General features: G+C 33.8%; 12 protein-coding genes. 7 read left to right on the top strand and 5 right to left on the bottom strand.

Annotated elements, in window-relative coordinates; all coding sequences use genetic code 11:
- The 4 genes from ACHRV0_RS01940 (at position 1) to ACHRV0_RS01925 (ending at position 6,337) form a co-directional block, all read left to right on the top strand.
- The gene (locus ACHRV0_RS01940; RefSeq protein WP_129022556.1) at positions 1–600 is read left to right on the top strand and encodes a TetR/AcrR family transcriptional regulator; all 600 of its coding nucleotides are present in this window, start codon (positions 1–3) and stop codon (positions 598–600) included.
- A gap of 60 nt (positions 601–660) precedes the next feature.
- The gene (locus ACHRV0_RS01935) at positions 661–1,995 is read left to right on the top strand and encodes a TolC family protein (RefSeq protein WP_129022557.1); all 1,335 of its coding nucleotides are present in this window, start codon (positions 661–663) and stop codon (positions 1,993–1,995) included.
- Between the two features lie 9 nt (positions 1,996–2,004).
- Positions 2,005–3,072 carry an efflux RND transporter periplasmic adaptor subunit gene (locus ACHRV0_RS01930; protein WP_089053715.1) on the top strand — a complete coding sequence of 356 codons (1,068 nt, stop codon included), beginning with the start codon at positions 2,005–2,007 and terminating at the stop codon, positions 3,070–3,072.
- An 88-nt stretch (positions 3,073–3,160) separates the two neighbouring features.
- Positions 3,161–6,337, top strand: a complete 3,177-nt coding sequence (locus tag ACHRV0_RS01925) for an efflux RND transporter permease subunit (protein ID WP_129022558.1) — start codon at positions 3,161–3,163, stop codon at positions 6,335–6,337.
- A gap of 84 nt (positions 6,338–6,421) precedes the next feature.
- Here the strand turns inward: ACHRV0_RS01925 and ACHRV0_RS01920 are convergent, their stop codons facing one another.
- The 5 genes from ACHRV0_RS01920 to ACHRV0_RS01900 all read right to left on the bottom strand — a co-directional run bounded on the left by ACHRV0_RS01920 (position 6,422) and on the right by ACHRV0_RS01900 (position 13,054).
- Positions 6,422–6,859: a retropepsin-like aspartic protease gene (locus ACHRV0_RS01920; protein WP_089059546.1), complete on the bottom strand. Its 438-nt coding sequence runs from the start codon at positions 6,857–6,859 to the stop codon at positions 6,422–6,424.
- Positions 6,811–9,471 (bottom strand): CHAT domain-containing protein, encoded by a 2,661-nt coding sequence (locus tag ACHRV0_RS01915; protein WP_395439735.1) that lies wholly within the window; start codon positions 9,469–9,471, stop codon positions 6,811–6,813. The genes ACHRV0_RS01920 and ACHRV0_RS01915 overlap by 49 nt, the downstream gene beginning before the upstream one ends.
- 150 nt (positions 9,472–9,621) lie before the next feature.
- Entirely contained in the window at positions 9,622–11,574 is a 1,953-nt protein-coding gene (locus ACHRV0_RS01910) for a PKD domain-containing protein (protein ID WP_395439734.1), read from the bottom strand.
- Positions 11,575–11,686: 112 nt separating this feature from the next.
- Positions 11,687–12,673 carry a hypothetical protein gene (locus ACHRV0_RS01905; RefSeq protein WP_395439733.1) on the bottom strand — a complete coding sequence of 329 codons (987 nt, stop codon included), beginning with the start codon at positions 12,671–12,673 and terminating at the stop codon, positions 11,687–11,689.
- Positions 12,674–12,754: 81 nt separating this feature from the next.
- Positions 12,755–13,054, bottom strand: coding sequence for a hypothetical protein (locus ACHRV0_RS01900; protein WP_395439732.1), 300 nt, complete (start codon positions 13,052–13,054; stop codon positions 12,755–12,757).
- Between the two features lie 118 nt (positions 13,055–13,172).
- Between ACHRV0_RS01900 and ACHRV0_RS01895 the strand changes: the two genes are divergently transcribed.
- The 3 genes from ACHRV0_RS01895 (at position 13,173) to ACHRV0_RS01885 (ending at position 15,816) form a co-directional block, all read left to right on the top strand.
- Positions 13,173–13,757, top strand: a complete 585-nt coding sequence (locus ACHRV0_RS01895; protein ID WP_395409903.1) for an RNA polymerase sigma factor — start codon at positions 13,173–13,175, stop codon at positions 13,755–13,757.
- 2 nt (positions 13,758–13,759) lie between these two features.
- Positions 13,760–14,482, top strand: coding sequence for a tol-pal system YbgF family protein (locus tag ACHRV0_RS01890; RefSeq protein ID WP_395439731.1), 723 nt, complete (start codon positions 13,760–13,762; stop codon positions 14,480–14,482).
- Positions 14,483–15,036: 554 nt separating this feature from the next.
- Positions 15,037–15,816, top strand: coding sequence for a TatD family hydrolase (locus ACHRV0_RS01885; protein ID WP_395439730.1), 780 nt, complete (start codon positions 15,037–15,039; stop codon positions 15,814–15,816).
- The last annotated feature ends 24 nt before the right edge of the window (positions 15,817–15,840 follow it).

The following is a 15,840-nucleotide window of genomic DNA, read 5'->3' as shown; positions in this document are numbered from 1 at the left end:
ATGAAAGAGAAAATTATTTCAAAAGCCAGTGAACTTTTTTTGAAGCTTGGTTTTAAGAGCGTTACGATGGATGATATTGCGGGTGAAATGTGTATTTCGAAAAAAACGATTTACAAGTATTTCTGTAATAAAGAAGTTTTGATTGAAGAGAGTACTTCGACGGTTCATAAACAAGTGCATGGAATAATTGACACTATTGTGGCGAAGAACTTCAACGCGATTCAAGAGAATTTTGAAATTAGAGAGATGTTTCGTGATATGTTTAAAAACAATACAGATACATCACCAATCTATCAGTTAAAGAAACATTACCCAGAAATTTATCAAAATGTATTGTCGTACGAAATCGACCAATGTACACAGTATTTTAGAGAAAATATCGAGAAAGGAATCCGCGAGGGATTATATCGCCCCGATTTAAATATTGACATTTATGTGAAGTTTTATTACACTTTAATTTTTCATATAAACGAAACAACTGTCTCCGAAAGAGAAGCGCAGGAAATAGAATTGGAAGCTTTGGAGTATCATACCAGAGCAATGGCAACAGAAAAAGGAATAGCTGAGTTAGAAAAACAACTCGAAAAAGTTAGAGCATAATCATCAATCTATATAAACATGATTTTTAAATCATCAATCCAAAACAAATTTTAACTTCATATGAAACGAATAGTTCTTATATTTTTGTGTACAATTGGCTTATCGGTCAATGCGCAAGTAACAACTTTAACCTTGAAAGACGCACTTAATTATGCGCTTCAAAATAAAGCCGATGCTAAAAAAGCAAAATTACAGGTTGAAAATAGTGAGTACAAAATTCAGGAAATACGTTCAAGAGCATTACCTCAAATTTCTGCTAACGGAAATTTAACTCATAATCCAATAATTCAAACAACGGTTATTGATGGAGCAGGATTTGGTCAGCCGGGAACTACAATTCAAGCGGCATTTGGTCAAAAATGGACATCAACTGCGGGAGTTTCTTTGACTCAGGCAATTTTTGATCAATCTGTTTTTACAGGATTAAGAGCGGCAAAATCTACTCGCGAATTTTATCAAATAAACGATCAGTTAACAGAAGAACAGGTAATTGAAAGAGTGGCAAACAACTATTATGCTGTATATGTACAAAAAGAAAGATTGGTTTTGTTAGACAGTAACTATGTTAATACTACTAAGGTTCGTGATATTGTAAAAGGGCAGTTTGATAATGGCTTGGCTAAGAAAATTGACTTGGATCGTATTGTTGTAAAAATGTCAAACATCGATACAGAGCGCCAGCAGATTAAAAATCAAATTACATTACAGGAAAATGCTTTGAAGTTTTATATGGGTATGCCTATTGAAACGGTAATCGATATGCCTAAAGAAGAATTTGAAGTGGTGCCTGCATCATTAACTGAGCTACCAAATATTGAAAATAGAACAGAGTACTTGCTTTTGAAAAAACAAGAAGAACTTTTAGTATTCAATAAAAAAGCGGTTGAGGCGGGATATTATCCAACACTTTCGCTGACTGCTGGTTACAATTATATTGGTCAAGGACCTAATATGCCTTGGTTTGCAAAACCTTCAAATGGCGTGTATTGGTCAGATTTCTCCGCAATTGGATTGAATTTGCATGTGCCGATTTTTACAGGTTTTGGAACTCGTGCAAAAGTAAGACAGGCTGATGTAGAAATCAGAACGCTTCAAGAGGATATTAAAGACACTAAACTTTCGCTTGATTTAGATTATAGAAATGCAATGGCTCAAATTGATAACAACCTTGTAACGATCCAAAACCAAAAAGAAAATATGCGCTTAGCGACTGAGATTTTAAGCAATACAAAAAATAATTATCTTCAAGGATTAGCATCATTAACTGATTTGCTGGATGCTGAGAATGCATCTCTTGAAGCTCAAAATAATTTTACAAGAGCAGTTTTAAATTATAAAATTGCCGAAATATCTTTAATCAAATCAAAAGGCGAACTTAAATCTCTTATTAAATAACTAATTACAATGAAGAAAACTATTATAACAATCGTAATCATAATCGCAGCACTGGGGGCGATTGGGTATGTCTTAAATAATAATAAGAAAGAAAATAAAGAAAAAACAGATATTGTTGCAGAAAAAAATGCAGCAGTTTCAGTAAAAGTTTCACCGGTAAAAACAGAAGAAGTTTCATTAGATTTTGTTGCAAACGGAAACTTTCAGCCTATTCAAGAATTAACATTCTCAGCTGAGAAATCTGGAAAAGTAATCAGTGTTTTGGCTAAAGAAGGTGATTATGTACGTGTAGGTCAAACGTTGTTAACCATGAGAGGTGATGTAATCAATGTAAGTGCACAACAAGCACAAGCAGCATATCAAAATGCAAAATCTGATTACAGCCGATACGAAAATGCGTTTAAAACAGGCGGTGTTACTAAACAACAATTAGATCAGGCAAAATTAGCTTTAACAAATGCTGAGTCTAATCTTAAACAAGCAAATATCAATGTTGGAGATACTAAAGTAAAAGCACCAATTAATGGTTTTATTAATAAAAAATACATTGAGCCGGGATCTATCTTAACAGGTATGCCTGCAACTGCATTGTTTGATATTGTAAATGTTTCTAAACTAAAACTTATTGTTACTGTAAACGAAAATCAAGTAACAAGTTTAAAATTAGGAGATCATGTTAATATTACTGCAAGTGTATATCCTGATAAAACTTTTTCTGGAAAAATTACTTTCATTGCTGCAAAAGCTGATGAGTCTTTAAACTTTCCTGTTGAAATCGAAATTACAAACAACACCAACAACGACCTAAAAGCAGGTATGTACGGAACTGCAAATTTTGCATCAAAACAACAAAAACAAAGCATGATGGTTGTACCTAGAAACGCGTTTGTTGGAAGTGTAAGCAGCAACGAAATTTTTGTAGCTGAAAATGGTATTGCAAAACTAAGAAAAGTAACTGCAGGTAGAATTTTGGGTGATAAAGTTGAAGTTATCAATGGTTTATCTGATGGAGAAAAAGTAATCGTTACAGGACAGATTAACTTACAAGACGGAAATACAGTAGAAATTATTAAATAATTATAGGCTTTAAGCCGTAAGCTATAAGCTTTAAGCCCTTTAAAAGCCTAAAGCCATAGCGTACAGCCTACAGCATAAAGCAACAAATATGAAATTAGCCGAAATATCCATAAAACGTCCGTCGTTAGTAATTGTATTGTTTACGATTCTAACACTTGGTGGATTGTTCAGTTACAGCCAGCTAGGCTACGAGCTGATCCCAAAGTTTGAACAAAACGTTATTACCATTTCTACCGTTTATCCTGGAGCTTCTCCAAGTGAGGTTGAAAATACTGTGACCAAGAAAATTGAGGACGCGATCGCATCCTTAGAAAATGTCAAGAAAATTGACTCTAAATCGTACGAAAGTTTATCCATCGTATCGATTACATTAACATCAAACGCAAAAGTCGATTTCTCTTTGAACGATGCACAGCGAAAAATTAATGCGATCATCAGTGATTTACCAGATGATGTTAAAACGCCGGCATTGACCAAATTCTCGCTGAGTGATTTACCAATTATGACGCTTGGTGCTAACGGAAAAATGGACGAAGCTGCGTTTTATGACTTAATTGACAAAAAAATTGCGCCTATTTTATCTCGTGTACAAGGTGTCGCTCAGGTAAATATTATTGGTGGATCAGAGCGTGAAATTCAAGTAAATCTTGATGCAGTAAAAATGCAAGGTTACAACTTGTCAGTTCCACAGGTACAACAAAATATCTTAACGTCAAACTTAGATTTCCCAACAGGAAATATCCAAACTCGTAATCAAAAAATATTAATTCGTTTAGCGGGTAAATATAAAAGTGTTGAAGAATTAAGAAACTTAGTAGTTTCTTCTCAAAACGGAATACAAGTTCGTTTAAGTGACATTGCTGATGTTCAGGATACGCAAAAAATTGCGGAGAAAATATCACGTGTAGATCAAAAAAGTGCAATCGTTTTACAAATCGTAAAACAATCTGATGCAAATGCTGTTGCGGTAAGTGAGCATTTATTAAAAACAATTGCAACTCTTGAAAAAGATTATAAAGAAAATCAACTAAAATTAGAAGTTGCAAAAGACAGTACAGTATTTACACTTGAAGCAGCAGATTCTGTAGTACACGATTTATTGATTGCAGTAGTACTTGTTGCCTTTGTAATGTTGTTCTTCCTGCACAGTATTAGAAACTCATTGATTGTAATGGTATCTATTCCTGCATCGTTAATTGCTACATTTATCGGTATTTATTTAATGGGATATACTTTGAACTTAATGAGTTTATTAGGATTGTCTCTAGTTGTTGGTATTCTGGTCGATGATGCGATTGTGGTATTAGAAAATATCTACAGGCACATGGAAATGGGTAAGAGCAGAATTCGTGCGTCTTATGATGGAACTGCAGAAATTGGTGGTACAGTAACTTCGATTACTTTAGTAATTGTGGTGGTATTCTTGCCAATCGCGATGAGTTCTGGTTTAGTATCTAATATTATTACACAATTCTGTGTTACTGTAATTATCTCAACGATGTTGTCATTGTTGGCTTCATTTACAATTATTCCTTGGTTGTCATCTCGTTTCGGGAAATTAGAGCATATTGAAGGGAAGAATTTATTTGGAAGAATCATTCTTGGTTTCGAAAGTTATTTAACACGATTTACAGACTGGGTTTCTCATTTGTTAACATGGTGTTTAGATCATTATATTAAAACGTTTGCAGTTGTAATTGTGCTTTTCTTAGTTTCAACAGTTGGATTAATGGGCGGAGGTTTCATTGGAGGAGAGTTCTTTGCATCATCTGATAGTGGAGAGTTCTTAGTTCAAATCGAAATGCCAAAAGACGCTTCGTTAGAACAAACCAACTTCATGACTCAAAGAGCAGAAGCATTCCTTAAAAATGAAGAATATGTTCACAGTCAAATTACAACAGTAGGACAAACTTCAGAAGGTTTTGGAGCATCGCAAGCTACAGCTTACAAAGCAGAGATTGACGTAAAAATGATCGATCAAAAAGATCGTAAAGATGATGCCTCAGTTTATGCGGCAAAAATTAAACGTAAGCTTGAAAAAGTATTAGTTGGAGCAAAAGTAAAAACGGTTCCCGTAGGTATTTTAGGAACTGCTGAAGATGCAACATTAGGATTAATTGTAACAGGTCCGTCAACAGAAAGCGCGATGGCATTTGCAAAATTAGCAGAAGCTGAATTACGTAAAATTCCTGGAACAACAGAGATTAAATTGACTGTTGAGGACGGAAACCCTGAAATTAACGTAAAAGTAGACCGTGATAAAATGGCTGCTTTAGGATTAACACTTCAAACAGTTGGTTTAACCATGCAGACTGCTTTTAGCGGAAATACAGATGGTAAATACAGAGCTGGTGAATACGAATACGATATCAACATTAGATATAACGCATTCGACAGAAAAAGTATTACTGATGTAAGTAACTTGATTTTCATAAACAATGCTGGACAGCAAATTAAATTGTCTCAGTTTGCAGATATTACAGAAGGTTCAGGACCTAGTCAGTTAGAGCGTAGAGACAAATCAGCATCTGTAACTGTAAAAGGACAAAACGTTGGAGTTCCTTCAGGAACAATTGTTGGAATATGGCAGGAAAAATTAGATAAGCTGAAAAAACCTGTTGGAGTAAACTATATTTGGGGTGGTGATATGGAGAACCAATCTGAAGGATTTGGTACTTTAGGAATCGCATTATTAGCTGCAATTATCTTAGTTTACCTTGTAATGGTGAGTTTGTATGATAGTTTTGTGCACCCATTCGTAGTATTGTTTGCAATTCCGCTTTCGTTTATTGGAGCGATGCTTGCCTTGGCATTAACAAACAACTCATTGAATATCTTTACCATTTTAGGGATCATCATGTTGATTGGTCTGGTGTGTAAGAATGCGATTATGCTTGTCGATTATACCAATCAGCGTAGAGCAGCTGGAGAATCGATCAGAACAGCGTTGATTCAAGCAAACCACGCTCGTTTACGTCCGATTTTGATGACGACAATTGCGATGGTATTTGGTATGTTTCCAATTGCATTAGCATCTGGAGCTGGAGCTGAGTGGAAAAACGGTTTGGCTTGGGTAATTATCGGAGGATTAATTTCTTCTTTATTCCTAACTTTAATTGTAGTTCCAGTAATTTATAATATTATGGAGAAAATTATTCATAAATTCTCTAAAGGAGAAAAAATCGATTACGAAGCTGAAATGTTTGCAGATTATGTGCCGACAGAATTAAGTGAAGACGGTTTTAATCCGAAACACACCCATTAATTGTTGATTTAATTTAGATTGAAAAAATCCCAAATTCCGAAAGGAGTTTGGGATTTTTTATTTGTTTTTTTGAAGATTGGAATTTTATTTCAAATACACATAATGATTAAAATAATCAATAATCGCTTTACCCTCAAGTAAAACATCAGCGCCGATAATGCCGTGAACTGGTTTTGCTTTGTACGATTCTAACGCTTCATTTACGTGTGAAAGATCAAAAATTACAATGCTGAAATCTTTCTTTTTCCAGCTTCCTAACTGCAAATGATTGTGTGCCGAAATTTGTGTTGCCATTCCAGTTCCACCCGCGCCAGAAGCTTTTGTTTTAGATTTTTTTGCAGCCAGTTCAAAACGTTCAATGCTTTCAAAACCAATACAAGTGTTGGATGCGCCAGTATCTAAAATGAAATTTCCAGATATACCGTTAATCTTCGCTTTTATAGAAAGATGCTGTGTTTTGGTAACTTTGAATTTTATTTTTTTGTATTTCTCTTTTTTGAGAACCTCGTGAAGATTTTCCATTTTCGATACTGATTGAAAACCAAAAATAAGCCAATTACAATCAAAAAGCTAATCACATAATAGATATAATTTCCAGATTTTTCTTCTCCAGAAATAGAACCGTAATACACAAAAGAACTCCAATAATAAGGCGATTTCTTTGCATTCGGAATCGATTTGTCATTTAAATATTCCCGTTTTGCATTTGTATTCGCTTCAAAATACGAAACATTATTTTTGACGTTTTTGTAAAAATCAGCCATAAAAACCGAAGTCGTAAAATCATTTACCTTCCATAAAGAAAACATTAAATTTTGTGCGCCGGCAAACTGAAAACCTCTTGCAACACTCATAGCGCCTTCGGCTTTATACAACTTTCCAATTCCAGTTTCGCACGCACTCAAAACTACTAAATCAGGATTAATATGCAGATTATACAATTCTGAATATAAAATTTCCTGATCGTAAAACTTGATGCTTGCCGGAGTTTCAATATCACCCGAAGAAGCGTGCGTGCTCAAATGTAAAATCGAATAATTTGAAGCATTATTTTTGAAATTGTTAAATGTAGCATCAGCGTTTTCTAAATATTTTCCCTTAAAATTATTTTGAATCGACGCCAATTCTTTCTTCGAATAACGCAATTCAAAAGGTGATTTTTCGAAAACTGGAAAAACACCTAAAACCGTTTTATCTGATTTTAAGACAGGTTTTGAATTCAAATAAATATTAGCCGATGTGTTATAAGCAATTTTGAAATCATTCAGTAAATAATGCATTTTGGCAAAATTTGTTGTGTTTGATTCCTGTGTAATTAGAGCTTCGAACGGAAGAAAATTTAAAATGCCGTCAGGAACTATTATCAGGTTTTGATAAACGGAATTATTTGGCAGTTTTAAAATATCGAATACCTGTTTACCACATTTTTTATAGCCGGAAATGTCATTTGTAATAGCGTTTGCATCATTAAAATAATCTACAAATTGTACAATTTTAGGAATCGATGTATGTGTGGTATTAAGGCGATTTAAGCTAATGGTGTTGTTTTGTAAAGTAAAGAAATATTGATTTTCAAATCCCATAAAATAATAAACCATTACCGCTTGATCTTTTTCTAATTTTGAAAATAATCCTTTTAAATCACATTTTTCAGGAACATAATCAGCACTTTTGAACTGTACTTTTTTCAACGAAATCACTAATTCGTTTTGCTTTTTTATAAAATTATTTATTCTTGAAATATTAGCCGAATTTCCTTTTTGCTGTTCTTTTAAAATAGCATTGTTAAGATTTTGAAGTTCTTGTAAAAGCTGTTTTTCTTCCGTCGAAGCATTTTTAAAATTGGATCGATAACGCTGCAAAATACCCGATTTTGTTCTTTCAGAAAGTTGAAAAGCTTCTTCTAGATATTGCATTTTACTCTCTTTTTTAAACAGTTCATCATAAATCGAAATGCATTTTTCGATACGATTTCGAGATTGCAGCTGCATTAAAATTTTTGAGTTTTCGTATACCAGACTATTCATCAATAAATCTTCGATGTAAAAAGAAAGTTCAAAAGCTTGCAGCGCTTTTTTAGGCTGTTTAAATTTCAATAATTCAGCCTGTAAATCAAGTGCGTCCGCTAAAACAGTTTCGGCATACAATTGATTTTGGTTTGGTAGAATGTTTTTTGAATTGTAATTGGGAATTAAAGTTTTAAAAACCCTTGTAATTTCGTTTGAGCTTTCGTCATATTTTCGCTCATTAAAAAACAATAAAGCCTTTTCATAATAGAGTTTCGCCAATTTTCTAGGCTGCTGATTTGGGGTTTCTAAAAACAGTTTTTCAGCCTTTCGCATATAAGAATCTGCAAGATCAAATCGCTGCCATTGCCTGTTCATCGAAGCCAGATTGCGATAAGAATTCGATAAAGTTTCAGATTGACCTTTTTCCTTTTCGAGATATTTTATTGAAGCTTCAAAAGTTTTTTCAGCTTTTTTAAGAATTTCAGGGCGTATTAAATTCTCTGTAGAACTTAGTAAATAATTATTCCCAAGGTTATTCCACAAAATTCCTTTTTGCAAATTAGATAAGTTTTCTGTTTTTAGAGTATTTTCTAAAAGTTCAATCGCCATAAAAATTTTGCCAGAACCTTGATACACATTCGATAAATTCAAAATGGCAGCAAATTTTTGTTTTTGTGCGTCAGGATAAATTTTAGATGTATTTGCAATAAAATAATATTGTTTTATGGTATTCTCAGCACTATCATAATCGCCCAAAACAGTATATAAATTTCCCAAAGGTTTCAGGCAGAATTCAATTATATCGTAATTGCCAAGTTTGTGTTTTTGAAAAACCTGCCATGCTTTTTCATAACTCGAAACCGCATTTTGCGTCAGCCCAAACAAATTTTCATAATATCCTTTATTGCAGTTTAGAACCACAATTGCCAGTAATTCGTCTTTCGTTTTTGGATTAGGATTTTTCCAAAAAGCAGCTTCAATAGTAGATAAATCTTGTATTGCTTTAACAGAAGGGTGAGCCGTGAAACTGTCGACTGCATTATATATCTTATCCTCCTGATTCTGTCCAAAAACAGTCAGATTTATAAAAAGAAAGAGTAAACCATATAAGCGATACAAGTTCATATTATAAATAGCGTTGATAAAGGTTTGTCTGTTTAAGCGAAGTCGAAGATCTTTTAGTTGTAAAGCCTTCGACTTCGCTCAGGGCGACATTTGTATTAATAAGACAATGCAGGCAAGATGAGTTTACATTACTTATATGGTGAGAAAAAATTAAAACTTCCAAATTCCATAAACTTGAAAGTAATTAAAATTTTGTTCAAAATTAATTACATAACGTGCGCCTAAGCTTGGCCCAATTCTGGCAAAACCCGCCGTTAAATCAAACAATAGCCCAGTATTAAAACCTGAAAAAGAGTTTTTAGCTGTATTCGTTGCTGTTTTCGTATCTATTAAAATCAGTTCCTTTTCGCCTTCAAAAGTTTCTACTTTTACATTTTGATGTTGTTCTGACGAAACATTTATATTAGCCTGAATTCCTGCGCCAATACCAATATAATTATTGATGTTGTAGCGAATTAAAACAGGAACTTCCCAATTGATATTTTTGTTTTCGGTTGTAGTAGTTGTACGCTGCAATTGTCGTACTCCGTTTGCATTGACACGAGTTTCATTTACAATATCGACTGCGCTGTTGTATTGGTTTAAAGCATTTACCCATTCAACCTGCCAGTAAAAGCGATACGACTTAAAAGGCGAAATTGTTGCGCCCACAAAATAACTAGTCGATTTATCTAAATCAGGATAAAAATTATAACCCGCTTTTGCACCAATCGAAATTCCAGGCAGGAATCGAGTAGTAGCGTAGTTAGTGATAATAGGTTCGTTTTTATCAAAAATAATCGAAGTTCTGCTTTTGGTTTTTACTTTATGAAAATCTTCGCCAAATTTCATAGAGTACTTTACAAAACCTTTTGTACTGTCTTTTTCCTTTACATTTTTTTGTTCCGTTCCCGGCAGATAAATATTCTTAAACGTAAAAATAATTTGTTTCTGTTTAATAATCGTATCAAGGCAGCTTACCGTTGGTTCTTCACCTTTTGGACAAATAGGACATTCTGGATACATACTCTCAATCTGGAATGTTTTCTTGTCGAACATATCAGGAATATCAGTTTCTAAACGAATTTTTCTTGCAGGACCTTCGCCATTGTTTTGAAAACGAGTTTTAAAATTTACCCTTTTAAAACGCACTAATCTGTAATTCATAAAACTTCCGTTAGATCCCATTTTGTTTGGATCGTGAGAGGTTACAATTTCCATTTCAAGATTCTTAATCTTATGGTTTTTATAACTTCGATTCGGAACAAAAATACCACGCATTGTAACTGTTGCGCTAGTATCTTTTATCATTTCGGGAGTGGTTTTAAAAGTATAAAAAACATTTCGGGTTTCACCCGGGTCAGCATTATCAAATTCTAAAACCGAAACATTGTGATACGTTTTATGAGCGTCTAAAAGCGAAGCATCAAGATCTTCTTCGGTTGTAGTATTTCGGTATTTTTTAAAATTCAAATTACTTTCGGCAGCAGCCGTAAAATTATTAGAATCATCAAGATCATCGACGGCAGCGACTAAGTTTTCTTTTATTTCACGTTCGCCAGCATAAGTTCTAAAATCACTCAATTCAAAATTATTATGCTTAAACTGTTTCTCGTTATAAAAAAGATACAGTTTACCGCTCGAAACATAATTTTCCAGATTTTGGTAACCTACCACAACTACCATTTCCTGCTCTGGAATTGGATCACAGTTTTTTAAAATTGCAAAACCATTTTGATCAGCGATAGAAGCAATATCTTTAAAATTGTTATCCGTAACATCATTTACAGCCACTTTTTTCGGGCGCGTTGCCGGAGGTTTTCCATTATCATAATTATTCGTTACCGCAAGTCTTGTGGTATATGTTCCCTTCTTTTTGTAAACATGTTTAGGCTCAGCTTCTTTACTGTAGTGACCATCGCCCAGTTCCCATAAATAGGAATAACTTGGTTTTGGCGCACCGGCAATAGGAATTAGCGGCGGCGTTTCGGGCTTAAAAGTAACTGCATTTCCATTTTGGATAAAACCAATAGAAGCTCTTCGGGTTATGGTGTCTTTTACTTTGGTTTGTCCAATCGCGAAAACGGTAAATAAAATAAAGAAAACAGACGTTATTGGTTTCATAACTAGAGAGTTTTTAGTTTTAAAATCGTCAGGGTAAATTTTGAAACAAGATTAAATGTAAAAAAAAGTGATGAGCAAATCATCACTTTCTCTTAAAAAAAGTAATCGTAAGTTACTGGATTGCATTGATCGCCGCTACCAGCTGCGCCTCTGTGCCCACTGTTGTTTCGGCAAGAGTAAAAGTATAAACATCGTTTGCAGCAACAGTTACGCCTTTAATAGCGTAACGCCATTGCCCATTATTTTCAGTTGCAAAAATCACATGGCATTTTAAACCAATCGGGATTTGACCATAATGCTCGCTGAATAATCCTGCAGAAGTATAGGTGTCTAATTTTGCAAGAGCATTTGTTCCTTCACCATCATACGATAAATAAACAGCACTATTTTCATTAGTATAACCTTCAGGAGCTTTTACCAAAAGTGTTGTTTTAGGTCTTGGATCACTGTAAAAACGGTCAACATTTGTCCATCCAAATTTTCCAAAAGTAACGTAATAATTCGCGCCTTCGCCTTGCACGCCGCCTTTACCGCCAGTTCCATCAGCATTTGGTTTTGGTTGTTCCCAAGCCAGTTCTCCGCGCTCATCGATTACGCCGTTCCATAAAGTCATAGCATTATCCAAACCGTTTGTTAAAGCCGTTGGAACAATTAAATTCATGTAGCAGGAAGTTTTTAATTCAACACCGCCTTGAGTAGCTTTAATAAAGAATTCCCCGCCCGAAATCAAAAGATTTTTCTTCCCGTCAGGCATAACTCCCATAGTCGGTTTATTAGAAATCAGCATATTTCCTTTATCAAAAAGTTCGACGTATTCAATATCAACCTGCCCCGTTACAGGATTTCCATTTTTAGTTAGACAATCTCCGTTTAAAGTTAATTTCACCCCTTTTGCAGAAGTCAAAGTTACCACGCCGGTTCCTGCAGTAATAGTAAAGTTTTGAGTATTTTTTTTAAGACCTTTTTCACTGATGCTTTTAAATGCAGCAGCTGTTGGCGGCAAAATAATATTTTGATTATCGCCATCGCTGGTGTCGCAGCTTACAAAAGAAATTAGTAAAAGGAATAAAAGCCCGATTGTTTTAAAATTTGTGTTCATGATTTCTGGTTTTAATGATTATTATATTAGTAGATGTTTGAGGTTTAAAAATTGTTACCCCTGATTTTGATTTTTTTAATTTTAGGCAGACAGACATTTGTCTTCAAATAGATTTCCGTCTTCATCAACCGCGACCAAAATGTTTTTCTTTCGTGAAAGCGTTACGATTAAATAAATCCAGACAAGAGACCAAAGTCCGAAAGTGAGACAGGTAAGAAATAAATGCAAAGCATGTTTAATCACTTTTTTCTCTCTCGATAAAACCACGTAAGGCAGTTTTTCGTTATGCTCTACAATCACAAAACCATTTCGGGTTTTAGCAGAAATCATTTCGTGAAATTGATTCAAAGTTTTTTCAGAAGTAAATTGATACATTTCCATTTTTGCTTAGTTTTTTATCCTTTAAAAAGATATTTGTTCTCTTATATCAACTACGCTAATCAATTGTTACCCTTTTATTTGAAATTCTTTTTTAACTTTATCTGATAAAAAGTTTTTTATGGATAAAAGCAAAGTACATCCGGATCAAAAGTATATTGAAGGACTTGCCTCAAACGATTCGGCAGTAATTCAGACCATCTACAAAAAGTTTGTTCCTAAAGTTGTTATGTTTATAATGAATAATTCTGGCGATAGAGATCAGGCTCAAGATGTGGTTCAGGACGTGTTGATTTTACTTTTTAATCAGGCTAAAGCCAATGCGCTCCAGTTAACCTGTCCGTTTGATGCTTATTTCTTTTTATTGTGTAAAAGAAAATGGCTGAATGAGCTGAAAAAAACATCCAATAAAGGGGTAACAATTAATGAAGATGCGGTATCTATCAATGAATCTGCTTTAGAATTAATTGGGCAAACCGAGGATTTTGACGAGAAACAACAGCTTTTTGATACCATGTTCCAGAAATTGGGAGATAAGTGTCAAGAATTATTAAAGCTCAGTTTTACGATCAAATCAATGGAGGAAGTGGCCGAAAAACTAAACGTAACTTACGGATATGTTCGTAAAAAAAAATCGTTATGCGTGGGTCAGTTAACGCAATGGATTCAGGAAGCAAAAAACTTTAAATCTTTAAAAAATAAGTAGTCATGAACGAAGAGCGTTATATATTATTTGATCAATATCTTCAAGGCGAATTAACGATTGAAGCTAAAAATGATTTTGAAAAACAATTGTTGTCAGATTCAGAATTTGCATCAGAATTTGAGACTTTCAAAAATACACAGCTTCAACTGGCAAATAAGTTTGAATTTGATCAGGAGCGAGAAGCTTTTAAAGAAAATCTGACCAATATTTCAAACAAACACTTCAATAAAAAAACAAAAGTTATAGGTTTAAAACCGTGGTATTTTGCTGTTGCAGCTTCTATTGCTGTTCTATTTGGATTGTTCTTTTTTAATTACAGCCAAAATCCAACTTTTGCAGATTATAATAATCCTGAACAAGCTTTTTTTACGGAAAGAGGAACAGTTGATGCTGCTTTAAAAGAAGCCGAAATGGAGTATAATGCAAAAAGATACAACAAAGCAATTCCGCTTTTTGAAACCGTTCTTCAAAAACAGAAAACAGCCGAAATACAATTTTTCTATGGCGTTTCACTTTTAGAAGAAAGTCATTATGTAAAAGCTGAAACGGTTTTTAATGAACTAAAATTGGGAGCTTCTGCTTATAAAGACAAAGCCGTTTGGTATCTTGCCTTATCCAAATTAAAACAAAAAGATTATAAAGGCTGTAAAGAAATTCTTCAGACTATTTCGCAGGATTATGAAGATTATGATGATGTTCAGGATTTATTGAATGATCTGGATTAAGTTGTAAACGAATAAAGAGAATAGAGATTCGCAAGGAAATAAATACTTTGCGAATTTTTTTTATGCTGTTTTTTGATGTATTAGTGCTGTAAATGAGCTAATAATCAAAAATAAATGAATTTATAGCAGCAGTTTACGTAAAGACGTAATAAAAATTAGAAATTATGCTCTAATTTCGGGTTTCAATATTATGCTATTAACCAATTCTTAAAAGGAATTTCAGAAGGAAAAGACGAGGTTCTAGATCGTGCTTTAGCTTTTATTGAAACAGGAAAATAAATAAAGCATGCCTTCCTGAGCGAAGTCGAAGACCACATAAGCAATTAGAAAAGAATTGGGGGTCTATTTTTTTTGCGGGACTTCGACTTCGCTCAGGGCGATAAGCTTTAATAACATATTAGTAAACCTTTGTAAAAGTTTAAAACTTTCGCAAAGGTTTTTTTAAGTTAGTCTGTTTTTTCAGGAAAGTAAATCTGCCAAATCTGTATGCTGATTTTACACAATTGCTATTCTTTTAATATTGTCGTAATTTTGACAACTTTAAAAATATACAATTGAATTTGAAACCCATTATTACCGATACACACACCCATTTATATTCTGAAGAATTTGATCAGGATCGTGACGCAATGATTCAAAGAGCTATCGATGCCGGAATTACACGCTTTTTTATTCCCGCAATCGACGCCGCTGCGACACAGTCCATGTATGATTTAGAGCAAAATTATCCAGATAATATTTTCCTGATGATGGGTTTGCATCCAACGTATGTAAAAGATAATTATCTAGAAGAACTTGCACACGTAGAAGCTGAATTGTCTAAACGAAAATTTTATGCTGTAGGCGAAATTGGAATCGATTTGTATTGGGATAAAACGCACTTAAAAGAGCAGCAAATTGCTTTTAAAAGACAAATTCAACTGGCAAAACAATACAAATTACCAATCGTAATTCATTGCCGTGAAGCCTTTGATGAAATTTTTGAAGTTTTGGAAGAAGAAAAAGCAACAGATTTATTCGGTATTTTTCATTGTTTTTCTGGAATTTTAGAACAGGCACATCAGGCAATATCTTATAATATGAAGTTAGGAATTGGGGGAGTTGTTACTTTTAAGAACGGAAAAATTGATCAGTTTTTAAATCAAATCGATTTAAAACATATCGTTTTAGAAACAGATTCGCCTTATTTAGCGCCAATTCCGTACAGAGGAAAAAGAAATGAGAGCAGTTATTTAGTAAATGTAATTGCTAAACTTGCCGATATATACGACGTTTCTGAAGAAGAAATTGCCAACATTACAACACAAAATTCAAAAGCCGTTTTTGGTATTTAACCCACACCTTACAATACTTTAATT

The sequence above is a fragment of the Flavobacterium sp. FlaQc-30 genome (genome assembly GCF_044005885.1).
In the GTDB taxonomy this organism is placed as follows: Bacteria; Bacteroidota; Bacteroidia; order Flavobacteriales; family Flavobacteriaceae; genus Flavobacterium.
This window is presented reverse-complemented; position numbering and strand designations above follow the sequence as displayed.

Bases quoted from the DNA above. Each gene is read 5' to 3' on its own strand.
- ACHRV0_RS01935 (WP_129022557.1), top strand. From the start codon at position 661: ATGAAACGAATAGTTCTTATATTTTTGTGTACAATTGGCTTATCGGTC.
- ACHRV0_RS01895 (WP_395409903.1), top strand. From the start codon at position 13,173: ATGGATAAAAGCAAAGTACATCCGGATCAAAAGTATATTGAAGGACTT.
- ACHRV0_RS01900 (WP_395439732.1), bottom strand. From the start codon at position 13,054: ATGGAAATGTATCAATTTACTTCTGAAAAAACTTTGAATCAATTTCAC.
- ACHRV0_RS01910 (WP_395439734.1), bottom strand. From the start codon at position 11,574: ATGAAACCAATAACGTCTGTTTTCTTTATTTTATTTACCGTTTTCGCG.
- ACHRV0_RS01930 (WP_089053715.1), top strand. From the start codon at position 2,005: ATGAAGAAAACTATTATAACAATCGTAATCATAATCGCAGCACTGGGG.
- ACHRV0_RS01920 (WP_089059546.1), bottom strand. From the start codon at position 6,859: ATGGAAAATCTTCACGAGGTTCTCAAAAAAGAGAAATACAAAAAAATA.
- ACHRV0_RS01940 (WP_129022556.1), top strand. From the start codon at position 1: ATGAAAGAGAAAATTATTTCAAAAGCCAGTGAACTTTTTTTGAAGCTT.
- ACHRV0_RS01925 (WP_129022558.1), top strand. From the start codon at position 3,161: ATGAAATTAGCCGAAATATCCATAAAACGTCCGTCGTTAGTAATTGTA.
- ACHRV0_RS01890 (WP_395439731.1), top strand. From the start codon at position 13,760: ATGAACGAAGAGCGTTATATATTATTTGATCAATATCTTCAAGGCGAA.
- ACHRV0_RS01915 (WP_395439735.1), bottom strand. From the start codon at position 9,471: ATGAACTTGTATCGCTTATATGGTTTACTCTTTCTTTTTATAAATCTG.
- ACHRV0_RS01905 (WP_395439733.1), bottom strand. From the start codon at position 12,673: ATGAACACAAATTTTAAAACAATCGGGCTTTTATTCCTTTTACTAATT.